This window comes from Streptomyces rubiginosohelvolus, from assembly GCF_014649875.1.
GTDB lineage: Bacteria > Actinomycetota > Actinomycetes > Streptomycetales > Streptomycetaceae > Streptomyces > Streptomyces rubiginosohelvolus.
This window is the reverse complement of record NZ_BMTW01000001.1, coordinates 1,357,827-1,380,735: the sequence shown is the minus strand read 5'-3', so window position 1 is coordinate 1,380,735 and position 22,909 is coordinate 1,357,827. Positions and strand designations below refer to the sequence as shown.

The 22,909-nt window shown below is 70.8% G+C and carries 23 protein-coding genes and 1 tRNA gene; 14 read left to right on the top strand and 10 right to left on the bottom strand.

The window, feature by feature from the left end:
• Positions 1-138: 138 nt before the first annotated feature.
• Positions 139-708, top strand: a complete 570-nt coding sequence (locus tag IE134_RS06615) for an Lrp/AsnC family transcriptional regulator (protein ID WP_010060338.1) — start codon at positions 139-141, stop codon at positions 706-708.
• A gap of 37 nt (positions 709-745) precedes the next feature.
• On the opposite strand, the gene IE134_RS06610 is transcribed toward IE134_RS06615, so the two are convergent.
• The gene (locus IE134_RS06610) at positions 746-1,345 is read right to left on the bottom strand and encodes a TetR/AcrR family transcriptional regulator (RefSeq protein ID WP_030707511.1); all 600 of its coding nucleotides are present in this window, start codon (positions 1,343-1,345) and stop codon (positions 746-748) included.
• Positions 1,346-1,468: 123 nt separating this feature from the next.
• Between IE134_RS06610 and paaN the strand changes: the two genes are divergently transcribed.
• Entirely contained in the window at positions 1,469-3,169 is a 1,701-nt protein-coding gene (gene paaN, locus IE134_RS06605; RefSeq protein ID WP_189429820.1) for a phenylacetic acid degradation protein PaaN, read from the top strand.
• A 40-nt stretch (positions 3,170-3,209) separates the two neighbouring features.
• On the opposite strand, the gene IE134_RS06600 is transcribed toward paaN, so the two are convergent.
• From IE134_RS06600 to IE134_RS06590, 3 genes are read right to left on the bottom strand one after another with little or no spacing between them, the layout of a single operon-like run.
• Positions 3,210-3,893: a TrmH family RNA methyltransferase gene (locus tag IE134_RS06600; RefSeq protein ID WP_030707507.1), complete on the bottom strand. Its 684-nt coding sequence runs from the start codon at positions 3,891-3,893 to the stop codon at positions 3,210-3,212.
• Positions 3,890-5,302, bottom strand: coding sequence for an HTTM domain-containing protein (locus tag IE134_RS06595; protein WP_030707506.1), 1,413 nt, complete (start codon positions 5,300-5,302; stop codon positions 3,890-3,892). Before IE134_RS06595 ends, IE134_RS06600 begins: the two co-directional genes overlap by 4 nt.
• Positions 5,299-6,156, bottom strand: coding sequence for a DUF5819 family protein (locus IE134_RS06590; protein WP_373296769.1), 858 nt, complete (start codon positions 6,154-6,156; stop codon positions 5,299-5,301). The genes IE134_RS06595 and IE134_RS06590 overlap by 4 nt, the downstream gene beginning before the upstream one ends.
• A gap of 115 nt (positions 6,157-6,271) precedes the next feature.
• Here IE134_RS06590 and paaA point away from each other — a divergent pair, with 115 nt between their 5' ends.
• The 6 genes from paaA (at position 6,272) to IE134_RS06560 (ending at position 11,206) form a co-directional block, all read left to right on the top strand.
• Positions 6,272-7,381, top strand: coding sequence for a 1,2-phenylacetyl-CoA epoxidase subunit PaaA (gene paaA, locus IE134_RS06585; RefSeq protein ID WP_189429819.1), 1,110 nt, complete (start codon positions 6,272-6,274; stop codon positions 7,379-7,381).
• Positions 7,378-7,668: a 1,2-phenylacetyl-CoA epoxidase subunit PaaB gene (gene paaB / locus IE134_RS06580; RefSeq protein WP_010060350.1), complete on the top strand. Its 291-nt coding sequence runs from the start codon at positions 7,378-7,380 to the stop codon at positions 7,666-7,668. The genes paaA and paaB overlap by 4 nt, the downstream gene beginning before the upstream one ends.
• Positions 7,665-8,381, top strand: a complete 717-nt coding sequence (gene paaC, locus IE134_RS06575) for a 1,2-phenylacetyl-CoA epoxidase subunit PaaC (protein WP_189429818.1) — start codon at positions 7,665-7,667, stop codon at positions 8,379-8,381. The genes paaB and paaC overlap by 4 nt, the downstream gene beginning before the upstream one ends.
• A complete protein-coding gene (paaD, locus tag IE134_RS06570; RefSeq protein WP_030707495.1) occupies positions 8,375-8,872 on the top strand; it encodes a 1,2-phenylacetyl-CoA epoxidase subunit PaaD in 498 nt (165 codons plus the stop codon). The genes paaC and paaD overlap by 7 nt, the downstream gene beginning before the upstream one ends.
• The gene (locus IE134_RS06565) at positions 8,873-9,931 is read left to right on the top strand and encodes a 2Fe-2S iron-sulfur cluster-binding protein (protein WP_030707493.1); all 1,059 of its coding nucleotides are present in this window, start codon (positions 8,873-8,875) and stop codon (positions 9,929-9,931) included.
• Positions 9,932-10,024: 93 nt separating this feature from the next.
• Positions 10,025-11,206: an acyl-CoA dehydrogenase family protein gene (locus tag IE134_RS06560; protein WP_126932530.1), complete on the top strand. Its 1,182-nt coding sequence runs from the start codon at positions 10,025-10,027 to the stop codon at positions 11,204-11,206.
• A 32-nt stretch (positions 11,207-11,238) separates the two neighbouring features.
• Here the strand turns inward: IE134_RS06560 and IE134_RS06555 are convergent, their stop codons facing one another.
• From IE134_RS06555 to IE134_RS06540, 4 genes are all read right to left on the bottom strand, one after another.
• A complete protein-coding gene (locus IE134_RS06555) occupies positions 11,239-11,583 on the bottom strand; it encodes a rhodanese-like domain-containing protein (protein ID WP_030707489.1) in 345 nt (114 codons plus the stop codon).
• A gap of 102 nt (positions 11,584-11,685) precedes the next feature.
• Positions 11,686-12,615: a J domain-containing protein gene (locus IE134_RS06550; RefSeq protein ID WP_126932529.1), complete on the bottom strand. Its 930-nt coding sequence runs from the start codon at positions 12,613-12,615 to the stop codon at positions 11,686-11,688.
• Positions 12,616-12,708: 93 nt separating this feature from the next.
• Positions 12,709-14,142 (bottom strand): DUF2252 domain-containing protein, encoded by a 1,434-nt coding sequence (locus tag IE134_RS06545; protein ID WP_229823355.1) that lies wholly within the window; start codon positions 14,140-14,142, stop codon positions 12,709-12,711.
• Between the two features lie 118 nt (positions 14,143-14,260).
• Complete coding sequence (locus IE134_RS06540; protein WP_030707486.1) at positions 14,261-14,611, bottom strand: winged helix-turn-helix transcriptional regulator; 351 nt, start codon at positions 14,609-14,611, stop codon at positions 14,261-14,263.
• Between the two features lie 147 nt (positions 14,612-14,758).
• On the opposite strand from IE134_RS06540, the gene IE134_RS06535 reads away from it, so the two are divergent.
• Positions 14,759-15,370 carry an FMN-dependent NADH-azoreductase gene (locus IE134_RS06535; RefSeq protein ID WP_032781678.1) on the top strand — a complete coding sequence of 204 codons (612 nt, stop codon included), beginning with the start codon at positions 14,759-14,761 and terminating at the stop codon, positions 15,368-15,370.
• A 130-nt stretch (positions 15,371-15,500) separates the two neighbouring features.
• On the opposite strand, the gene IE134_RS06530 is transcribed toward IE134_RS06535, so the two are convergent.
• Together IE134_RS06530 and IE134_RS06525 are read right to left on the bottom strand one after the other, a co-directional pair.
• Positions 15,501-16,313, bottom strand: a complete 813-nt coding sequence (locus tag IE134_RS06530; protein ID WP_030707482.1) for a ScbR family autoregulator-binding transcription factor — start codon at positions 16,311-16,313, stop codon at positions 15,501-15,503.
• Between the two features lie 274 nt (positions 16,314-16,587).
• A tRNA-Leu gene (locus IE134_RS06525) sits at positions 16,588-16,670 on the bottom strand.
• Positions 16,671-16,984: 314 nt separating this feature from the next.
• Between IE134_RS06525 and IE134_RS06520 the strand changes: the two genes are divergently transcribed.
• The 5 genes from IE134_RS06520 to IE134_RS06500 all read left to right on the top strand — a co-directional run bounded on the left by IE134_RS06520 (position 16,985) and on the right by IE134_RS06500 (position 22,877).
• On the top strand, positions 16,985-17,842 hold the full coding sequence (locus tag IE134_RS06520; protein ID WP_098894049.1) for an FHA domain-containing protein: 858 nt from the start codon (positions 16,985-16,987) through the stop codon (positions 17,840-17,842).
• Positions 17,843-17,852: 10 nt separating this feature from the next.
• Positions 17,853-18,371 (top strand): FHA domain-containing protein FhaB/FipA, encoded by a 519-nt coding sequence (locus IE134_RS06515; RefSeq protein WP_010060367.1) that lies wholly within the window; start codon positions 17,853-17,855, stop codon positions 18,369-18,371.
• A gap of 129 nt (positions 18,372-18,500) precedes the next feature.
• Complete coding sequence (locus tag IE134_RS06510) at positions 18,501-20,000, top strand: PP2C family protein-serine/threonine phosphatase (RefSeq protein ID WP_030707478.1); 1,500 nt, start codon at positions 18,501-18,503, stop codon at positions 19,998-20,000.
• A 22-nt stretch (positions 20,001-20,022) separates the two neighbouring features.
• Positions 20,023-21,423: an FtsW/RodA/SpoVE family cell cycle protein gene (locus IE134_RS06505; RefSeq protein ID WP_030707476.1), complete on the top strand. Its 1,401-nt coding sequence runs from the start codon at positions 20,023-20,025 to the stop codon at positions 21,421-21,423.
• Complete coding sequence (locus IE134_RS06500) at positions 21,420-22,877, top strand: peptidoglycan D,D-transpeptidase FtsI family protein (RefSeq protein ID WP_030707474.1); 1,458 nt, start codon at positions 21,420-21,422, stop codon at positions 22,875-22,877. Before IE134_RS06505 ends, IE134_RS06500 begins: the two co-directional genes overlap by 4 nt.
• Positions 22,878-22,909: the final 32 nt, after the last annotated feature.

The window sequence follows — 22,909 nt, the reverse complement described above, 5'->3', positions numbered from 1 at the left end:
CCTCACCTACCGATTGTTCGGTCGCGAGCGCATTTTGGCTACAGGCACCATCAGCCTGTGGACAAACGGTTCTCCACAGCCTGGGATGGGTACAGGTCGTCCACGACAGGGAGGCGCGGGCCGATGGCAGCTGAACAAATGGCCGACAGGGGCGAGGAGCAGGACCGGACCCCGCCCACCGCGACACCGTCGGCCGCCGCCCCCGCGAGCCCGGCGCCGGAACCGGCCCCGGTTCCGCCCGCGCGGCCGCTGGACGCCATCGACCGCGACATCCTGCGGATCCTCCAGACGGACGGCCGCGCCTCGATACGGTCCGTGGCCGAGCGGGTCCATGTCTCGCGCGCCAACGCCTACGCCCGGATCAACCGGCTCGTCGAGGACGGCGTGATCCGCGGCTTCGGCGCCCGGGTCGACCACGAGCGGGCCGGCCAGGGGGCGTCCGCGTACATCACGCTCAAGATCGTGCAGAACTCCTGGCGCACCGTGCGCGAGCAGCTCCAGGCGCTGCCCGGAGCCACGCACATCGCCCTGGTCAGCGGCGACTTCGACGTACTGCTGCTGGTGCACACGCCGGACAACCGGGCGCTGCGCGAGCTGGTCCTCACCCGGATCCAGTCCATCCCCGAGGTGCTCTCGACGCGCACGCTGCTGGTGTTCGAGGAGACGGACCTCGGACCGCGCCCGGACCGGCCGGCCGAGCTCGCCTGACCGTGCCGCTCACGGGAGCCCCGTGACACGGCGGGGCTCAGCGGGCGCCGCTCGCCCGCATTCCTTCGAAAGCCAGCTGGACGACCGTGTCCGCGAGCTGCTCCTCGCCGGGGAAGCCGCCCGGCTGCGGCCGGTACCACTCGACCAGCGAGTTCACCATGCCGAACAGCAGCCGGGTCGCCAGCCGTATGTCCACGTCCGCCCGGAGGTCTCCCTCGGCGACCGCGGCCTGGAGCAGCTCCGCCACCCGCTGGTCGAACTCGCGGCGCCGCTCCAGTGCCCAGCGCTCCGTCTTCGTGTTCCCGCGCACCCGCAGCAGCAGGGTGACGTAGGGGACCTCCGCCATCAGCACGTCGACGGTCCGGCGCGTGACGTACTCGACCCGCTCGACCGCGCGCCCGCGCTGCGCCCCCGGCTCGTCGAGGATGGCGAAGAGCCCGTCGAGCGCCCGGCTCACGGCCCGGCGCAGCAGCTCCTCCTTGCCCGCCACATGGTGGTAGATGGAGGATTTCGAGATACCCGCCGCCCGGGAGAGATGCTCCATGGACGTGCCGTCGTAGCCGCGCTCGTTGAAGACACGAACGGCGACGGTGAGCAGGGTCTCCGGTGTGTACGTGTCCCGCTTGGCCGTGGTCATGTCCGCGATCCTCCCCCATGAGTTGTCCACAGGTTCCCTGGGGCCCCTTGTCCCGACCGATCGTTCGGTTACTCTAACTCCGTCCGCACGTCCCCGCCCGGCTCGATGAGGAGTTGGTCCGCCATGGCCTCCGCGCTCACCCCCCAGCAGCTGTCCGAGACCCACCGGCCCACGCTCGACCAGGCCCTCGACGTGATCAGTACCCGCGCGTACTGGTCCCCCCACCCCGAGCACCCGAAGGCGTACGGCGAGGGCGGCGCCCCGGGCAGCCTCGGTGCGGCCGAGGGCAAGGCCGCCTTCGACGCGCTGCTGGGCACCCGGTTCGACCTGGGGCAGCCGGGCACCGACGGCTGGGCCGGCGGGGAGGTCTCGCCGTACGGTCCTGAGCTCGGCATCGAGTATCCGCACGTCGACCCGGACGTCCTGCTGCCGGCGATGAAGGCCGGCACGGCCGCCTGGCGGGCGGCGGGTCCGGAGGTCCGGGCCCTGGTCTGTCTGGAGATCCTGTCGCGGATCAGCGCCCGCACCCATGAGCTGGCCCACGCCGTGATGCACACGAGCGGCCAGGCCTTCATGATGGCGTTCCAGGCGGGCGGCCCGCACGCCCAGGACCGCGGCCTGGAGGCCGTGGCGTACGCCTACCGCGAGCAGGTCCGCACCCCCGAGACCGCCGACTGGTCGAAGCCGCAGGGCAAGCGCGATCCGCTGAAGCTGCACAAGTCGTTCATCACGTCCGGCCGCGGTGTCGCGCTGGTCATCGGCTGCAACACGTTCCCCACGTGGAACGGGTATCCCGGCGTCTTCGCCTCCCTCGCCACGGGCAACCCGGTGCTGGTCAAGCCGCACCCGCGTGCCGTGCTGCCGCTGGCGCTCACGGTGTCCATCGCCCGTGAGGTCCTGGACGAGGCGGGCTTCGACCCGAATCTGGTCGCACTGGCCGCCGAGCGGCCCGGCGAGGGCATCGCCAAGACCCTGGCGGTCCGCCCCGAGGTCCGGATCATCGACTACACCGGCTCGACCGCCTTCGGCGCCTGGCTGGAGGAGAACGCCCGCCAGGCCCAGGTCTACACGGAGAAGGCCGGCGTCAACACGATCGTCGTCGACTCCACCGACGACTACCGGGGCATGCTGTCCAACCTGGCGTTCTCCCTCTCGCTGTACAGCGGCCAGATGTGCACCACCCCACAGAATCTGCTGATCCCCCGGGACGGCATCGCCACCGACGACGGCGCCAAGTCCTACAACGACGTGGTCGCCGACCTCTCGGCCGCCGTCACCGGACTGCTCGGCGACGACGCCCGCGCGTCCGCCCTGCTCGGCGCGCTGGTGAATCCGGATGTCAGGGCCCGGCTGGAGGCCGCGGGAGGCCTGGGCGAGGTCGCCCTGCCCTCGCGGACGGTCTTCAACGCCGAATTCCCCGACGCGGTCGTCCGTACGCCGGTCGTCGTGAAGCTCGACGGCACCAAGCCCGACGACGGCGCGGCCTACCTCGCGGAGTGCTTCGGACCGGTGTCCTTCGCCGTCGCCGTGGAGTCGACGTCCGCGGCCCTGGACCTGCTCCGCCGCACGATCCGGGAGCAGGGCGCGATGACGGTCGGCGCGTACACCACCTCCCCCGAGGTGGAGCGCGCGATCGAGGACGTCTGCCTGGACGAGTCGGCCCAGCTCTCGCTGAACCTGACCGGCGGGGTGTACGTCAACCAGACCGCCGCCTTCTCCGACCTCCACGGCTCCGGCGGCAATCCGGCGGCCAACGCGGCCCTGTGCGACGCGGCGTTCGTCGCCAACCGCTTCCGCGTGGTGGAGGTGCGCCGCCAGGCCTAGGCGCTTCCGCGTGGTGGAGGTGCGCCGCCAGGCGTAGGCGCTACCGGCGGGGGTCCGGGACGTCGGCGTAGCGCTGGATCCACGCGTGCATCGCGATGGCCGCGGCGGCTCCCGCGTTGATGGACCGGGTCGAGCCGAACTGCGCGATCGAGCACACCGTCGTGGCGTGCTCGCGCGCCTCCTCGGTGAGGCCCGGACCCTCCTGCCCGAACAGCAGGACGCAGCGGCGCGGCAGCTCGGTGCGCTCCAGCGGTACGGCGCCGGGAAGGTTGTCGATCCCGATGACCGGCAGCCCCTCGGCCGCCGCCCAGGCGGTCAGGTCCGCCGTGTCGGGGTGATGGCGCACATGCTGGTAACGGTCGGTGACCATGGCGCCGCGCCGGTTCCAGCGCCGCCGGCCCACGATGTGGATCTCCTTGGCCAGGAAGGCGTTGGCGGTCCGGACCACCGAGCCGATGTTGAAGTCGTGGGTCCAGTTCTCCACGGCCACGTGGAAGTCGTGCCGCCGCAGGTCGAGATCGGCGACGATCGCCTCCCGCGTCCAGTAGCGGTACGCGTCACCGACGTTGCGCCGGTCGCCCTGGGCCAGCAGCTCGGGGTCGTACCGCTCGCCCTCGGGCCAGGGCAGCGGGTGCGGCCCGACACCGATCGGCTGGCCGTAGCCGTCGTCGTACTGGAGGGGTTCCGCCGGGGGTTCTTGGGTTCTGCCGGTCTCACTGCTCACCCGACGAGCGTATGGCCCCCGCCGCCGCCCTGGAGCCGGGGCTCGTCACTGCCGCCGTGGCCGCCCTGCGCCGGGCCGTCGGCAGGCCGTCCGTACGGGCCGTCCGCGCGGGTGGGCGTACCGGGCTTCCCCGGCGTACGGGACCGGCCGGGCAGCCGGGAGAGCAGTCGCCGCCTGCCGATCGTGGCCCGGGCGCCCAGCCACACGAGGAAGGCCGTCGGCAGGAACACCGCGTCGGCCGCGATCATCGCCATGGAGAAGAAGGGCAGCCCGAGCAGCAGGGCGATCCCCGCGTGCTCGCAGATCATCACGGCCAGCAGGACGTTCTTGACCCGCCGGTTGAACAGCGTGAACGGGAAGGCGACCTGGACGATGACCGTGCCGTACGTCAGCACCATCACCATCAGCCCGCTGGCGCCCAGGATGTCCGACAGGGCGGGCCACGGGGTGAAGTAGTCGAGGTTGAGCGGGTAGTAGAGCGCGGTGCCGTCCTGCCAGCGCGACCCCTGGATCTTGTACCAGCCGGCGGTCGCGTAGATCAGACAGACCTCGGCCATGATCACGACGAGCGTGGCGTTGTGCGCGAGGTTGGCCAGCACATCGAGCAGGGTGCGGAACTCACTCCGGGGCGCGTAGCGGTCCACGGCCCACCAGACGGCGGCGGAGAGCCAGAGGATCCACAGCAGCGTCGGCAGCCACCAGGTGCCGCCGAGCCCGTCCATCGCGGTGGCCGTCACGAGGACGTAGCCGAGGGGCGCCCAGAGCACCGGGCCCACGATGTCCCGGAGGGGCGGCAGGCCCTCGGCGGCACGCTGAGCGTTGCGCGCCGCGCGGCGGGCGTCCAGCGACCAGACCTGGGCGCAACGCGTCAGCACCAGGTAGATCGCCATGAGGTGGACGACGTTGTCGCCGCCGTCGCCCATGAAGATGCTGCGGTTCTGGACCGAGAGCACGCCGACCATGAAGAGGACGGACATGGTCCGGGTCCGCCAGCCGAGCATCAGCGCCGCCGCGGACAGCAGCGTGAGGGCGTACACCGCCTCGAACCAGACCGTGCTGTCGGTCCACATCAGGACGGAGAAGGCCTCGTTTCCTTCTGTGAGCCGGCGGGCGAGGTCCCAGTGCCACGGGCTGTCCGGACCGTACAGCTCATGGCGGTGCGGCAGCTCGCGCAGCAGGAAGAAGAGGTAGGTGGCGGCGAAACCGATCCGGACGACGGCGCTCTGGTACGGGCCGAGGGCCGAGGCGGTGACACGCTGAAGGCCACGGGCCGGACCGCCACCGGGGCCGCCGACACCTTGAGGCCGGGGCCCGGTCGACTGCGGGCCGGCCGACTGCGGAGCCGGGTTCTGCGAGGCAGGGTTCTGCGGGGCCGGGTTCTGCGGGCTCTGCGGCGAGGGGATGGTCACTGGTCCGCCTCCGCACGCGCCGCGTCCCGGCTCTGTTCCGCCGCATGCTTGGGAAGATCGTCGGGCGTCACGGTCCACCAGGGGAGTACGCGGTAGACGGGCCGGGTGCTGATCTTCTCGGTGCTCCACGGGGGCGGGGCGACAGCGCTGGTGGCGGAGCGGAGCTGGATGCGCTCGATCGTGCCACCGTAGTCGCGCTCGCTCAGCCGCAGCATGGCGATGCGCCGCACGTAGCGCTCGGAGAGATCCCCGCGCAGGCCGTTGGGGCGGTTCTCGCTGTCGTGGGAGTTGATGTAGAAGTCCCAGCCCCGGCGGAGCTCGTTCTGGTCGACATGGCTGGGGAAGAGGTTGCCGCGTATCCCTTTGGCGTCCTCGTGGGTGAGGTTCATCCACCGGGTGGTGCGGCGGCCGTCGGCGTCGACCACTTCGGCCCGCACATGGACGGCGACGTTCTGCTGGAGCGGGTTGGGCGCGAACAGCTTCCAGTTCTGCTCGAACTCCGGGTAGATCCAGCGGTCGATCGCCTTCCCGTGCTCCTTGGTCAGCGTGTTGGACGGGGCGACGTGCAGGAACACCATGGCCACCTGGGTGCAGGCGAGCAGCCCGATCAGGGACAGCGCCAGGGCGGCGACCACCTGGTACGGAGTCGAGAGTCCGGCCATGCCCCGGCCGGTGACCGAGGGGTCCGGCACCGGCGACGAGGGCGTGGGGGACAAGGGCGTCGGGGGCGTGGTGACCGGCTGGTCCGCCGGTATGGCTCCGGGGATGTCCCGCGCTGCCGCCGGCCGGTTCAACGCCTGCGGCCAGGCGTCCTTCCCCCCGCCCGCAGAGCTCCTGTCGTGGTCCGAATCCATCCCGCCCCGCTCACCGTCGATCACCACTCAGTTATCCACAGGGTTGACACCCTACGGGCCTCCGACTCACCATTGAAGTCAAGGAACCGAACGATCGGTCGGTAGGGAGCCCGGGATGGCGGCAGTGACTGCGCACCAGACGACGCAGAAGACGCTCGGCACGGCGAATGCGGCGGGCGGAGCGGGTTCGACGGCCGCGGCGGGTGAGACGGACGCGCCGGCTGCGGACCACCTCGCGGCCTTCGACGCGGCGGTGGCGGCGGACGAGCGGATCGAGCCGCGCGACTGGATGCCGGACGCCTACCGGGCGACGCTGATCCGCCAGATGGCCCAGCACGCCCACTCGGAGATCATCGGCATGCAGCCCGAGGCCAACTGGATCACCCGGGCGCCCTCGCTGCGCCGCAAGGCGATCCTCATGGCCAAGGTGCAGGACGAGGCGGGCCACGGCCTGTATCTCTACAGCGCTGCCGAGACCCTGGGCACCAGCCGCGAGGAGCTGCTCGACAAGCTCCACGCGGGCCGCCAGCGCTATTCGTCGATCTTCAACTACCCCACGCTGACCTGGGCCGACGTCGGCGCGATCGGCTGGCTGGTCGACGGCGCGGCGATCACCAACCAGGTGCCGCTCTGCCGCTGCTCCTACGGCCCCTACGCCCGCGCGATGGTCCGTATCTGCAAGGAGGAATCCTTCCACCAGCGCCAGGGGTATGAGCTGCTGCTCGCCCTCAGCCGTGGCACCGAGGCCCAGCACGCCATGGCCCAGGACGCGGTAAACCGCTGGTGGTGGCCCTCGCTGATGATGTTCGGCCCGCCCGACGACGCCTCGTCGCACTCCGAGCAGTCCATGGCCTGGAAGATCAAGCGGCACTCCAACGACGAGCTGCGCCGGCGCTTCGTCGACATCTGCGTGCCCCAGGCCGAGGCGCTGGGCCTGGAGCTCCCGGACCCCGACATCCGGTGGAACGAGGAGCTGGGCGGCCACGACTTCGGCGCGATCGACTGGTCGGAGTTCCAGGAGGTCCTCAAGGGCAACGGCCCCTGCAACGACCAGCGGATCAGCCAGCGGCGCAGGGCCCACGAGGAGGGCGCCTGGGTCCGGGACGCGGCAGCCGCGTATGCCGCCAAGCACGCCCCGGCACAGACATCGCCCCGGACACCGGCATCGGCATCGGCATCGGCACAGACCAGCGCGTCCGCGCAGCATGTGGAGGAGACGGCATGAGCAGCTCGACCGACTGGCCTCTGTGGGAGGTGTTCGTGCGTTCCCGGCGCGGACTGTCCCACACCCACGCGGGCAGCCTGCACGCGCCGGACGCCGAGATGGCCCTGCGCAACGCCCGCGACCTCTACACCCGCCGCTCGGAGGGCGTCTCGATCTGGGTGGTCCCGTCCACCGCGATCACCGCCTCCTCCCCCGACGAGAAGGACTCCTTCTTCGAGCCGGCCGGCGACAAGCCCTACCGCCACCCGACGTTCTACGAGATCCCGGACGGGGTGAAGCACCTGTGAGCGCCGCACTCGCCCTCGGCGACGACGCGCTGGTGCTCTCGCACCGGCTGGGGGAGTGGGCCGGTCACGCCCCCGTCCTGGAAGAGGAGGTGGCGCTCGCCAACATCGCCCTGGACCTGCTGGGGCAGGCGCGGGTGCTGCTCTCGCTCGTCGGCGACGAGGACGAGCTGGCCTACCTCCGCGAGGAGCGCGCCTTCCGCAACCTCCAGCTGGTCGAGCAGCCGAACGGGGACTTCGCCCACACCATCGCCCGGCAGCTCTACTTCTCGGTGTACCAGCACCTGCTGTACGAGCGGCTGGCGGCCGGGGACGGCGAGTTCGCCGGTCTGGCGGCCAAGGCCGTGAAGGAGGTGGCCTACCACCGTGACCACGCCGAGCAGTGGGTTCTGCGGCTCGGGGACGGCACGGAGGAGAGCCACGGCCGGATGCAGAGCGGCCTGGACACGCTGTGGCGGTTCACCGGTGAGATGTTCCAGCCGGTCGAGGGGCTCGATTCCCCGGAATCCGGTGTCGACTGGCAGGTGCTGGAGAGCAGTTGGCTCGCCGCCGTCACCGACGTCGTCGAGCGCGCCACTCTGACCGTCCCGGCGGGCCCGCGGTCCGGGGGCTGGGCGGCGGGCGCGGGCCGGCAGGGCCTGCACACCGAGCCGTTCGGCCGCATGATCGCCGAGATGCAGCATCTGCACCGCAGTCACCCGGGGGCGTCATGGTGACCGACACCCTGCTGGAGGCGGAGCTGCGCGAGCTGGCCGGCTCCGTGCCCGACCCCGAGCTCCCGGTGCTGACCCTGGCGGAGCTGGGCGTCCTGCGGGATGTCCAGGTGGAGGGCCCGGGCCGGGTGACTGTGCGGCTCACCCCGACGTACACCGGCTGCCCGGCGATCGAGGCGATGTCCGCCGACATCGAGCGAGTGCTGCACGACCACGGCGTGCCGGAGGTCTCCGTGGTCACGGTCCTGGCCCCGGCCTGGTCGACGGACGACATCAGTGCCGAAGGACGCCGCAAGCTGGCCGAGTTCGGCATAGCGCCGCCGCGCGCCCACAGCGCCGGCGGCGGCCCCGTGCCGCTGACGCTCTCGGTGCGCTGCCCGCACTGCGGCTCCACGGACACGGAGCTGCTCAGCCGGTTCTCCTCCACGGCGTGCAAGGCCCTGCGCCGCTGCGTCGCCTGCCGTGAACCGTTCGACCATTTCAAGGAGTTGTAGATGTTCCATCCGCTCCGGGTCAGCGCGATCGAACGGATCACGGACGACGCGGTGGCCGTGACCCTCGCCGTGCCGGCCGAGCTGCGCGAGACCTTTCGCCACACCCCCGGCCAGCATCTGAACGTGCGCTACACCGTGGACGGCCAGGAGGTCCGCCGTTCGTACTCGATCTGCGCACCGGCCACCGTGCAGCCCGGCGAACCGGTGCTGCGGGTGGGCATCCGCATGGTCGAGGGCGGGGCGTTCTCCACGTACGCCCTGAAGGAACTGGCCGTCGGGGACCAGGTGGAGGCCATGCCTCCGATGGGCCGGTTCGTCCTGAAGCCGCGCCCGGGTCTGTTCGCTGCGGTGGTCGGCGGCAGCGGCATCACCCCGGTGCTGTCAATGGCGGCCACCCTGCTCGACCGGGAGCCGGCGGCCCGGTTCTGTCTGATCCGCAGCGACCGCACGGCGGCCTCGACGATGTTCCTCGACGAGGTGGCCGACCTCAAGGACCGATATCCGGACCGCTTCCAGCTGGTCACCGCACTCTCCCGGGAGGAGCAGTCGGCCGGGCTCCCCTCCGGGCGACTGGACACCGAACGCCTCACCGGCCTGCTGCCCGCCGTGCTCCCGGTCGCGGAGGTGGACGGCTGGTTCCTGTGCGGACCGCTCGGCCTCGTGCGGGGCACGGAGAAGGCCCTGAAGGCGCTCGGCGTCGACCGTTCCCGGGTCCACCAGGAGATCTTCCACGTCGACGAGGGCCCCGCCGATGCGACGGTGACCAAAGTCGCCGCCCCGTCCGACTCGGTGCTGACGGCCACCCTCCACGGCCGCTCGGGCAGCTGGCCCGTGGAGAACGCGGAATCCCTCCTGGAGACGGTGCTGCGAAGCCGCTCGGACGCCCCGTACGCGTGCAAGGGCGGGGTCTGCGGGACCTGCCGGGCATTCCTCGTCGCGGGCGAGGTCCGGATGGACCGCAACTTCGCTCTGGAACCGGAGGAGACGGAGGCGGGCTTCGTGCTGGCCTGCCAGTCGCATCCGCTCACCCCGGAGGTGGAGCTGGACTTCGACCGCTGAGGCCCGAGCGACCGCCGCACTGTTCCCTTCCCGTAGAACCTGTTCTATCTTGACGACCCGTCAGCTAGCTCAGGTCAACGGGAGGCTGGGACAGTGGACTTCACCTTCACCGAGGAACAGCAGGCGGCCGTCGAGGCGGCCAGGGCCGTCTTCTCGGATGTCGCACCCGACCGCGCGCCCAGCCCCGCCCTGACCCCGGGCGCCGTGGCGGAGGACATCGACCGGCAGCTGTGGCACGAGCTGGCGCGCACGGACCTGCTCGGGCTCACCCTGTCGCCGGACCACGGGGGCGCGGGCCTGGACCCGATCGCGCTCTGCCTGGTCCTACGGGAGTCGGCCAAGGTGCTGGCCAGAGTCCCGTTGCTGGAGAGCTGTGCGGTGGCGATGGCCCTCCAGCGGTACGGCGATCGCACCCTCGCGGCGGAGCTGCTGCCCCGGGCCGGCCGGGGCGAGCTGATCCTGACCGTCGGCGCCAACGGCCGCAGCGGCCACGATCCGGCCGAACTGGCCGTCTCCGCACGGCCGTACGGGGCGGGCGACGGGGCCGACGAAGGGAAGACCGACGGATCGGCCGGGGATTCCGGCTGGGTGCTCGACGGGGTTCAGTCCGCGGTTCCCTGGGCTCAGGTGGCCGACCGGATCGCCGTCCCCGCACACACCGACGGGGGCCACCCGGTCCTCGCCCTCGTGCCCCGTACCCGCGACGGCGTCACCCTGGCGGAACAGGTCTCCACCAACGGTGAACGCCTGGCCGAGGTCCGGCTCGACGCCGTGCGCGTGGAAGCGCGCGAGCTGATCGACGCGGCCGGCTGCTGGGACTGGCTGCGGTCCCTGCTCACCACGGGGACGTGCGCGCTGGCGCTCGGGCTGGGCGAGCGGGTGCTCGCGATGACCGCCGAATACACCGGCAAGCGCGAGCAGTTCGGGTTTCCGGTCGCGACGTTCCAGGCGGTGGCGGTCCAGGCCGCCGACCGGTACATCGATCTACGGGCGATGGAGGCGACCCTCTGGCAGGCGGCCTGGCGGATCTCCACCGACGCCGGGGGCCCGCTCCCGGCCGCGGGAGATGTCGCCGTGGCGAAGATCTGGGCCTCGGACGGGGTGCGCCGCGTCGTGCAGACCGCCCAGCATCTGCACGGCGGCTTCGGCGCGGACACCGACTACCCGCTTCACCGCTACCACGCGTGGGCGAAGCAGATCGAGCTCACGCTCGGCCCGGCAGCGGCCCACGAGGAGGCGCTGGGAGACCTGCTGGCCGCCCACCCGCTCGGCTGACAGCGACCGCGCCCGGAGAACGGGGGACCGGCTCAGAGGACGAAGGCGGGCGTCCCGTTGTCCGTGACCATCGGACGGCCGGCGCCGTCCCAGGCCTGCATGCCGCCGTCGATGTTCACCGCGTCGATGCCCTGCTGGACCAGGTACTGGGTGACCTGGGCCGACCGGCCGCCCACCCGGCACATCACATGCACGCGCCGGCCGTCATCGGCCGCCTCGGTCAGCTCGCCGAACCGGCCCACGAAGTCGCTCATCGGAATGTGCAGCGCGCCCTCGACGTGACCGGCCGCCCACTCGTCGTTCTCACGGACGTCCAGGACGAAGCCGTCCGACGGCACCGCCGCGGCGTCCACCGAGGGCAGCGGGGCGAAATTCATGGGTCATGCCTTCTCTCGTACCTACGCGGAAGAGTCATCCACTCACGGAAGAGTCACCCGGAACGCTACTGCACCCCGCCTGCCGCACCCTGCCCCCTGCGCCTACCGCGTCATCTCCGCGAGCTCGGCCTCGCGCCGGGACACCTCGCCCAGCAGCTGCTCCGCGATGTCCTCCAGCAGCTGGTCCGGGTCGTCCGGGGCCATCCGCAGCATCGAGCCGATCGCGCCGTCCTCCAGTTCCTTGGCGAGCACCGTCAGCAGCTCCTTGCGCCGGCTGAGCCACTCCAGCCGGGCGTAGAGCTCCTCGCTCTCGCTCAGCGGGGCCGGCGGCTGCACCGGTCCGGCCTCCCACTCCGCCACGAGCTCCTTGAGCAGCTCGACGTCGCCGCGGCCGTAGGCGGCGTTCACCCGGGCGATGAACTCGTCCCGGCGCTGCCGCTCCACCTCGTCCTGGGCGAGGTCCGGGTGCGCCTTGCGGGCCAGCTCCCGGTAGAGCCTGCGGGCCTCCTCGCTCGGCCTGACCCGCTTCGGCGGCCGGACCGGCTGCTCGGTGAGCATGGCCGCGGCCTCGGGGGACAGACCGTCGGTGTCCATCCAGTCGTGGAACAGCTCGTCGACCCCGGGCATCGGCATGACGACCGCCCGCGCCTCACGCGCCTTGCGTTCGTCCTCCGGATCACCGGTCTTCGCGGCCCGCGCCTCCGCGATGAGCGCGTCCAGCTCGTCGAGACGCGCGTACATCGGCCCGAGCTTCTGGTGGTGCAGCCGGGAGAAGTTCTCGACCTCCACCCGGAAGGTCTCCACCGCGATCTCGAACTCGATCAACGCCTGCTCGGCGACCTGCACCGCCCGGGCCAGCCGGGCCTCGGGGCGCGGCTCGGCATCCTCGGGACCGGCATCCTCAGGACCGGCGGGCTCGGGCGCGTCCGGCTCGGCCTCGTTCTGCTGGACGTCGTCGCTGTCCTGCGGGACGTCGTCCTGCCGGTCTTCATCGTTCCGGGTGGTCGGCACCCCGGCGGCTTCGTGGGTCACCCGTCCAGCGTATGGCCACAGCCCGGCGGCACGGGACACGTGGTGGGCCCGGTCCGGGCCCACCACCTCACGCGCGCGCCGGACACGGACCGGTCACACACCGAACTCGGCGGCCAGCCTGCCCGCCTTGATCCCCCGCAGCAGCTCGGCGTGATCCGCTTCCGTACGGTCGGCGTACGTCACCGCGAAGGCGGCCACCGCCTCGTCGAGCTCGTCGTTCTTGCCGCAGTAGCCCGCGAGCAGGCGGGGGTCGGCGCTGTGGGCGTGCGCCCGGGCGAGCAGTGCGCCGGTCATCCGCCCGTAGTCGTCGACCTGGTCGGCGGCGAGCGCGGCGGGGTCCACGCTGCCCTTGCGGTTCCGGAACTGCCGGACCTGGAACTGGCGGCCGTCGACGTCCGCCCAGCCGAGCAGGATGTCGCTGACGACCTGCATCCGCTTCTGCCCGAGCACCACCCGGCGGCCCTCGTGCGCCACCTCCGGTACGTCGAAACCGACCGCGGGCAGATAGGGGGCGAGCACCGAGGGGCGCGCCTCCTTCACCTGGAGGACCAGCGGCTCCCCTCGGTGGTCGAGTAGCAGCACCACGTACGACCGGGTCCCCACGCTGCCCGTGCCGACCACCCGGAACGCCACGTCGTGGATCGTGTACCGGGCCAGCAGCGGCACCCGGTCCTCGGAGACGGTGGAGAGATAGCCGCCGAGACCGGCGGCCACGACCGCTGCCTCGGCGTCCGGCACCCGGCGCAGCACGGGCCTGGCGTCGACGAAGCGCCGACCGCCGTCGGGGCACTCCTCGGTGGACCGGGCGGCGAACCGGGCGCTGGTGTTGTTGCGGGCCTTCTCCGAGACCCGCTCCAGGGTGCCGACCAGGTCACGGGCGTCGGTGTGCGAGACCAGCTCCTCGTCCGCGATCGCGTTCCAGGCGTCGAGTGCGGGCAGCCGGGCCAGCAGCCGCATCGTACGGCGGTAGGCGCCGGCGGCGTCGTACGCGCCCCGGCGGCAGGTGTCCTCGTCGGCCCCGGCGGCCCGGCCCGCGAGCACCAGAGAGGTGGCGAGCCGCTTGAGGTCCCACTCCCACGGCCCGAAGACGGTCTCGTCGAAGTCGTTCAGGTCGATGACCAGGCTGCCCCGGGCATCGCCGTAGAGGCCGAAGTTGGCCGCGTGGGCGTCGCCGCAGAGCTGGGCGCCCACCCCGGTGACGGGGCTGCCCATCAGGTCGTGGGCCATCAGCCCGGCCGCACCCCGTAGGAAGGCGAAGGGGGTGGCCGCCATCCGGCCCACCCGTATCGGTGTCAGACCCGGCACACGGCCCCGGTTCGACTCCTCGACGGCCCGCACCGCGTCCGGCCGGCCCGGCGGAAGGACCAGCGAGGCGTGCGAGGACCGGGGCACCCGGTCGCGGAGCGCCTTGCCCGCCGCCTTCGGTGAACTCGCGGCCCCGCGCCGGGCGAACCCGGGCACGACAGGAATACGCGGATCCGACTCCTCGGCACGCTGTTCAGGCATCGTCGTCCCGGTTTCGCCCATGGAGCGTCGCCTCCCCCACCCTCGTACACGCTCTCCGGCTGCCCGGCTGTCCCGCCCGGCCAGCAGCCCTGCCCGGCAGCGGCCGAGCACGACGGTACCTCCGATCCGGCAGCCTGTATCAGCAGCCGCCGCCGGTCTCCGGCGCCAGATACGTGTCCGCCCACTGCCCGAGCTCCTTGAGCGCGGGCTCCATCGCCGTACCGGCCTCGGTGAGCCGGTACGCGACGCGCAGCGGCGGCCCCTCGTCGACCTCGCGGATCACCAGACCCGCCGCGCCGAGTTCGGTCAGCCGGTCCGAGAGCATGCGCTCGCTGATCCCGGGAATCGCCCTGCGCAACTCGGCGAAGTGCACCGGTCGCTGCAGCAGCACCGAGACGATCGGGCCGGTCCAGCGCTTGCCGAACAACTCGAAGACCCGACTGATCCCCACATCGACCCGCCGACAGGCCCCTTCGCTGTGATCCGCCATACCTCTAGCCTACTGCGCCGCCGTTGGGAGCTTACTAAAAATAAGTAGCTATGCTATTAGTAGTTACGTACGCAATGGCTACCGCCGGACGCCCGTGAGGTCGCCTCGACCCACCCGCGCCCCCTTCCCCTCTCTGTGGAGATCCCCATGGCCACGCTTCTGCACCTCGACTCCGCCGTCTTCCCCCAGGGCTCCGCCTCCCGCGACGTCACCGCGGCGTTCGTCGAGGCCTGGCGCGAGCAGCACCCGGACGGCACCGTCGTCCACCGCGACCTCGCCGCCGATCCGCTGCCCCACCTGGATGCCGGCGCCACGGCCGCGGGCGCCGACGACCCGCTGCGCCGCGAACTGGCCGACGAACTGGCCGCGGCGGACGCCGTCCTGATCGGCGCCCCGATGTACAACTTCACGATCCCGTCCACCCTCAAGGCGTGGCTGGACCAGGTGATCATCGTCGGGCACAACGCGGGCCCCGACTCCCCCGTCGCCGGGACCCCGGTGACCGTCGTCGCCAGCCGCGGCGGTTCCTACGCTCCGGGCACCCCGCGCGAGGACTTCGAATTTGTCCAGAATTACTTGGAGAAGGTGTTCGCGGGCATGTTCTCCGCCGAGGTGGACTTCATCGTTCCCGAGCTGACCCTCGCCCACTCGCAGCCGTCGATGGCCGAGCTGGTCCCGCTCGCCGAGGCCTCCCGCGCCCAGGCGCTCGACGACGCCCGGGCGAAGGCGAAGGCCCTCGCCACCCGCCTCGCCGCCTGAGAGAACCGCAGACCTCGAAAAGCGGCGGGGCCGCGGAGCTCGTAGAAGCTCCGCGGCCCCGCCGCATCACGATCAATCGGACGTTTCACGTGAAACATGGAACGTGAAACATGGCACGTCCGGTCGCGGATCAGGCAGCCCCTCCGGCCGCCGCCACCCCCGCGCCCGCGGGCTCCTCGTCGCCCTCGTCGCCGGCCTGCCCGGCCCGCGTACCGCGAGCGGATCCACCGCCCGGCCGGGAGCCCGTGTCCGCCGCGGGATCGGAGCCGGCCTCCTTGGCCTCCGCGGCGATCCTGGCCTCCTGCTCCTCCCGCTCCGCCTTCTCACGCGCCTGGGCCGCCAGATCTACCCGGCCCTCGGGCTTGATGTGGGCGATGACACCGGGGTGAGCGATCGACGGCAGGATGTGGCGCCACATCTCCGCGACCTGCTCGCGCAGATCGGCCCGCCCGGAGTCGGCCTCCGAGACCAGCTGGATACCGGTGAACGAGGCGACGATGATTTTGGCCGACACCATCGGGTCGATCTGCGGGAACACCTCGCCGCGCTCCTGCCCCAGCTCCAGCATCCGGGCCGTCGCGTCGATCCAGTCGCCCCACGGATGCGGTCCGCCGAGGAAGACGCCCTCGATGGAGAGCCTGGTGCCGGCCCGGGCCATCGCGTTGTGGCGGAGGGCGAAAGCGAACTGCTGGCCGCCGTCCACCAGGGACTGGAGCGGCGATCCCTCCTGCTCGAACTCGACCGTGGAGGTCTGCTCGTCCATGATCGCCTGAGCGATGGCCTCCTTGGAGGCGAAGTGGAAGTACAGAGCACCCTTGGTGACCTTGGCGCGGCGGAGGATCTCCGAGATGGCGGCACGCTCGTAGCCGTAGTCGTCGAAGACACTCGCCGCGGCATCCACGATCGACCGCCACGTCTGGACCGCGCGAGCCTGCTTCGCCATTTCCTGCCTCCGGGACGTTCTGTGCGCTCAGCCCTTCACCGCCGAGCCGCCGTCGATCCAACCTCTGCGGCCAGCGTATGCAAGTGCGCCGTTGCACCGGCCATCGGTCTGTCCGGAAACCGTGCCCACACCCGCTGTCCGTACCCCGCACGTCCGTCGAAAACACGGGGCGACTCGCTCGGGAACACGCAACAACGAAGAACCCCCGCTCCGGATTTCTCCGGAGCGGGGGTTCTCCCGATTCAACTTCAGCAGCTGCGAGCACCTGCCGTTGTGCGCGAGGGGGGATTTGAACCCCCACGTCCCTAAGGACACTGGCACCTGAAGCCAGCGCGTCTGCCGTTCCGCCACTCGCGCATGAGTGGTGTTTTCAGACTCTCACCTTGGGGGGTGAGCGCCTGGCGACAAACGGAAGATTAGCACGCTGGACAGGGTGGATTCACATCCGTTGTTTCGCCGGCTCCGGGAGGGGAAGCGGGAACCCCGAACCATCGCCCCCCACTCCTCCAGAGTGCTTCCCGGGTGCGGGACACTGTGAGGAGGCCACCTCTACGATCCGTGTGAGGGGTGACACTCATCCACAGGCCAGACAAGGGGAACCAGCCGATTTCCCGACGCGTGGATACGATCAGTAAGCAGTACAGGGACGATGACAACGGAGGAGGTGCCCCATGGGGGTCATGAAGCGTTTCGAGCAGCGCCTCGAGGGGCTGGTCAACGGCACCTTCGCCAAGGTCTTCAAGTCCGAGGTGCAGCCTGTCGAGATCGCCGGCGCCCTCCAGCGCGAGTGCGACAACAACGCGACGATCTGGAACCGCGAGCGGACTGTCGTCCCCAACGACTTCATCGTCGAGCTCTCCACCCCCGACTACGAGCGGCTCAGCCCGTACTCGGGCCAGCTGGGCGACGAGCTCTCCGGCCTGGTGCGCGACTACGCCAAGCAGCAGCGCTACACGTTCATGGGCCCGATCAAGGTCCACCTGGAGAAGGCCGACGACCTCGACACCGGGCTCTACCGGGTCCGCAGCCGCACGCTGGCGTCGAGTTCGTCACAGCAGGACCCGTCGGCCCACTCCCACCAGCCCCCGGCCGGACGGCCCGGCGCCCAGCCGGCTCCCGGCGGCTACGGCTACCCCCCGAGCGCCGCTCCGCCGATGCCCGCGGCCCCGCCGCCCGGCACCGGACGGTCCTCGGCGCCCACGAGCGACCGGCGCCCGCCGACGGCGGCCGGCCCCATGCCGGACGCCCGTACGCGACGCTGGATCGAGATCAACGGCACTCGCCATCAGATTTCCCGCCCGACGTTGGTGATGGGACGATCCACCGACGCCGACGTGCGGATCGACGACCCCGGCGTATCGCGCCGGCACTGTGAGATCCGGACCGGAACGCCCTCGACGATCCAGGATCTCGGGTCCACCAACGGCATCGTGGTGGACGGGCAGCACACCACCCGCGCTACGCTCCGCGACGGCTCGCGGATCGTCGTGGGCAGCACCACCATCGTTTACCGGCAAGCCGAAGGGTGAAGCGGGGGCAATGTCAGAGCTGACCCTGACGGTCATGCGGCTAGGTTTCCTGGCTGTTCTGTGGCTGTTCGTCATCGTGGCCGTACAGGTCATCCGCAGCGACCTGTTCGGAACGCGCGTCACGCAGCGCGGCTCACGCCGCACTGCCGCCGACACGCGCCCCCAGCAGGGCCGCCAACAACAACAAGCGGCGCCGCCCCAGCAGCGCCAGCAGCCGGGTCGGCAGCGCCGCGGGGCGCCGACCAAGCTGGTCGTGTCCGAAGGCTCGCTCACGGGCACCACGGTCGCGCTCCAGGGCCAGACCATCACCCTGGGCCGGGCCCACGACTCAACGATCGTGCTGGACGACGACTACGCGTCCAGCAGGCATGCCAGGATCTACCCGGACCGTGACGGCCAGTGGATCGTCGAGGATCTCGGGTCCACCAACGGCACGTATCTGGAACGGACCCGGCTCACCACCCCGACACCAGTTCCGCTGGGCGCGCCGATCCGTATCGGCAAGACCGTCATCGAGCTGCGGAAGTAGTACGACAATGAGCGAGCGGAGCGAGCGAGCCGCGGCGGTCCCGACGGTGGACGCTGCCCGGTTCCCGACCGGAGGGTGGGCAGTGTGGCTCGAGACAGGCTGTACCCCGAGCCGACGGGCGAGGTGCGCATGAGTCTGTCGCTGCGCTTCGCCGCCGGGTCGCACAAGGGCATGATCCGCGAGGGCAACGAGGACTCCGGCTACGCCGGTCCCCGCCTCCTCGCCATCGCCGACGGCATGGGCGGTCAGGCGGCCGGTGAGGTCGCCAGCTCCGAGGTGATCTCCACCCTCGTCCCGCTCGACGACGACGTCCCCGGATCCGATCTCCTGACCTCGCTCGGCACCGCCGTGCAGCAGGCGAACGACCAGCTGCGCGTCATGGTCGAGGAGGACCCCCAGCTGGAGGGCATGGGCACCACGCTCACCGCCCTGCTCTGGACCGGTCAGCGCCTCGGCCTGGTGCACGTCGGCGACTCCCGCGCGTACCTGCTGCGCGACGGCGTCCTGACGCAGATCACCCAGGACCACACCTGGGTGCAGCGCCTCGTCGACGAGGGCCGGATCACCGAGGAAGAGGCCACCACCCACCCGCAGCGCTCCCTGCTGATGCGGGCGCTGGGCAGCGGCGACCATGTCGAGCCGGACCTCTCCATCCGCGAGGTCCGGGCCGGCGACCGCTATCTGATCTGCTCGGACGGCCTCTCCGGCGTGGTCTCGCACCAGACGATGGAAGAGACCCTCGCCAGCTACCAGGGCCCGCAGGAGACCATCCAGGAGCTCATCCAGCTCGCCCTGCGCGGCGGCGGCCCCGACAACATCACCTGCATCGTCGCCGACGTCCTGGACGTCGACAACAACGACACCCTGGCCGGGCAGCTCAACGACACCCCGGTCGTGGTCGGCGCGGTCGCCGAGAACCAGGCCCAGCTGGGCGACGGCGGGGCCATGCAGACGCCCGCCGGACGCGCGGCGGGCCTCGGCCGCCCCGTGCCCCCGCCCTCCGGCGGCTTCGGCCCGCCCGGCAGCGGCGACACCGGCTACGGCGGCATGCCGGACGGCTCCTACGACTCGTATACGGACGACGACTTCGTCAAACCGCGCGGCGGCCGTAAATGGCTGAAGCGTTCCGTCTACATCGTGCTGGCGCTGGCCGTGATCGGCGGCGGTCTGTACGGCGGCTACCGCTGGACGCAGACGCAGTACTACGTCGGCGCGAAGGACGAGAACGTCGCGCTGTTCCAGGGCATCAGCCAGGACCTCGCCTGGGTCTCGCTCTCGAAGGTCGAGAAGAACCACCCCGAGATCGAGCTCAAGTACCTGCCGCCGTACCAGCGCAAGCAGGTCGAGTCGACGATCGCCGAGGGCAACATCACCGACGCCCGCGAGAAGATCGCCGAGCTGGCCGCCCAGGCCTCCGCCTGCAAGAAGGACGCGCAGCGCCGCGCGGCCGAGGCCGAGACCCGGGCCCGTACGGGCGAGGGCGAGGCCGGCGGCACCGCCGGGGCCCCCGCCACCAGGACTTCCGCCACGTCCTCCGCCAAGGGGACCAAGCCGACCACCGCTCCCACTCCCGGCCCCAGCCTCTCGGAGGAAGAGAAGAAGCTGGTCCCGCAGTGCGGTAAGCAGTAAGCCGTAGGGGGCCTTCAGCACCATGAGCGTTGTCACCAACACGACCACCATCGGCGCGATCGACGCACCGAGCCGCCGCAACACCGAGCTGGCACTCGTCGTCTTCGCCGTCGCCATCTCGGTGTTCGCCTACGCCAACGTGGGCCTCGCCCTCAACGGCGAACTGCCCGCGGGCATGCTCGGCTACGGAGCGGGGCTCGCCCTGCTCGGCGGTGTCGCGCACCTCGTGGTGCGCAGGTTCGCCAAGTACGCCGATCCGCTGCTGCTGCCGCTGGCGATCCTGCTGAACGGGCTGGGCCTGGCACTGATCTGGCGGCTGGACCAGTCGGAACGCTTCCAGGCACTGGACACCTTCGCCCCGGCCGCCTCGAAGCAGCTGCTGTTCTCCGCCATCGGCGTCGCCACGCTGGTCGCGGTCCTGGCGATCCTGAAGGACCACCGCATCCTGCAGCGCTACACGTACATCTCCATGGTCGTGGCGCTGTTCCTGCTGATCCTGCCGATGTTCTTCCCCGCCGTGAACGGCGCCAAGATCTGGATCAAGATCCCGGGCTTCGGAACGCTCCAGCCCGGCGAGTTCGCCAAGATCATCATCACCGTGTTCTTCTCGGGCTACCTGATGGTCAAGCGGGACGCGCTGGCCCTGGCCAGCCGCCGCTTCATGGGCCTGTACCTGCCCCGCGGACGGGACCTCGGCCCGATCCTCGCCATCTGGGCGATGTCGATCCTGATCCTCGTCTTCGAGACCGACCTCGGCACCTCGCTGCTCTTCTTCGGCATGTTCGTCGTCATGCTCTACGTGGCGACCGAGCGCACCAGCTGGATCGTCTTCGGTCTGCTGATGTCGGCCGTCGGCGCGGTCAGCGTCGCCACCTTCGAACCGCACGTCCAGCAGCGCGTCACCGCCTGGCTCGACCCCTTCGCGGGCTGGGGCGAGGTGGCCGCGAGCGAGCAGATGGCGAAGTCCCTGATGGCCTTCGGCTCCGGAGGCACGCTCGGGACCGGGCTCGGGCAGGGCAACTCCGACCTGATCGGCTTCGCGGCCAACTCCGACTTCATCCTCGCCACGGTCGGCGAGGAGCTCGGGCTCGCCGGGATGATGGCCGTGCTGCTCATCTACGGCCTGATCGTCGAGCGGGGCGTACGCACCGCCCTGGCGGCCCGTGACCCGTTCGGCAAGCTGCTCGCGATCGGCCTCTCCGGCTCGTTCGCCATCCAGGTGTTCGTCGTCGCCGGCGGTGTGATGGGCCTCATCCCGCTCACCGGTATGACGATGCCGTTCCTGGCCGCGGGTGGTTCCTCCGTGCTCGCCAACTGGGCGCTGATCGCCATTCTGATCAGGATCAGCGATACCGCCCGCCGCCCGGCTCCGGCCCCCTCACCGTCGCCCGACGCCGAAATGACCCAGGTGGTCCGACCGTGAACAAGCCGCTGCGCCGGATCGCGATCTTCTGCGGCATCCTCGTCCTCTCGCTCCTCATCCGGGACAACTGGCTCCAGTACGTGCGTGCCGACGAACTGAACAGCCACAAGTACAACCGCCGCGTCGAGATCGAGCGGTACGCCCACGAGCGCGGCGACATCATCGTCGACGGCAAGGCGATCACCGGCTCCGCCGAGACCGAGGACAGCGACTTCACATACAAGCGGGTCTGGAAGAACGGCCCCCTGTGGGCCCCGGTGACCGGCTATTCGTCCCAGGCCTTCGACTCCTCGCAGCTGGAGAACCTGGAAGACGGCATCCTCACCGGCAACGACGACCAGCTGTTCTTCGACCGGACGCTGTCGATGTTCACCGGCGAGAAGAAGCGCGGCGGCAACATCGTCACCACGCTGAACGGCGACGCCCAGAAGGCCGCCTTCAAGGGGCTCGGCGAGAAGAAGGGCGCGGTGGTCGCCCTCGACCCCAAGAGCGGCGCCATCCTCGCCCTCGCGAGCACCCCGTCCTACGACCCCTCGGTCTTCGCGGGGAACTCCATGAAGGACTCGGACAACCGGCAGAAGCTCCTGAAGGACAAGGACAAGCCGATGCTCAACCGGGCATTGCGCGAGACCTACCCCCCGGGCTCCACCTTCAAGGTCGTCACCGCCGCCGCCGCCCTGGAGAACGGGCTCTACGACGACATCGACGCCAAGACGGAATCCCCGCTGCCGTGGACGCTTCCGCAGTCCACCACGGAGCTCAAGAACGAGGGCAGCATCCCCTGCAAGGACGCCTCGCTGCGGGAGGCCCTGCGCTGGTCGTGCAACACCGTCTTCGGGAAGATGAGCGACGACCTAGGCAACCGGAAGATGATCGAGCAGACGGACAAGTTCGGCTTCAACAAGGAAGTCTTCACGCCCGTCCGCGCCGACGCGAGCATCTACCCCGAGGACAACAAGCCGCAGAACGCCATGGCCGGCATCGGTCAGGCGTCGAACCGCACCACCCCGCTCCAGATGGCCATGGTGGCCTCCGCGATCGCCAACGACGGCAAGCTGATGCAGCCGTACATGGTCGCCGAGCGCCAGGCGCCCAACCTGGACCCGGTCTACACCGCCGAGCCCGAGGAACTCAGCCGCGCGCTCTCCGGTGAGAACGCCCAGAAGGTCCAGCAGATGATGGAGACCGTGGTCAAGGACGGCACGGGAACCAACGCGCAGATCCCCGGCGTCACAGTGGGCGGCAAGACCGGTACCGCCCAGCACGGTCTGAACAACAGCGAGAAGCCGTACGCCTGGTTCATCTCGTACGCGAAGACCGACAACGGCTCCCCGGTCGCCGTCGCCGTCGTGGTCGAGGACGGCAACGCCAACCGGGACGACATCTCCGGTGGCGGCCTGGCCGCTCCCATCGCGCGCGACGTGATGAAGGCGGTCATCGACAGCAAGAAGTGAGACCTGTCACGGCCGCCGCCCGTCATACCGGA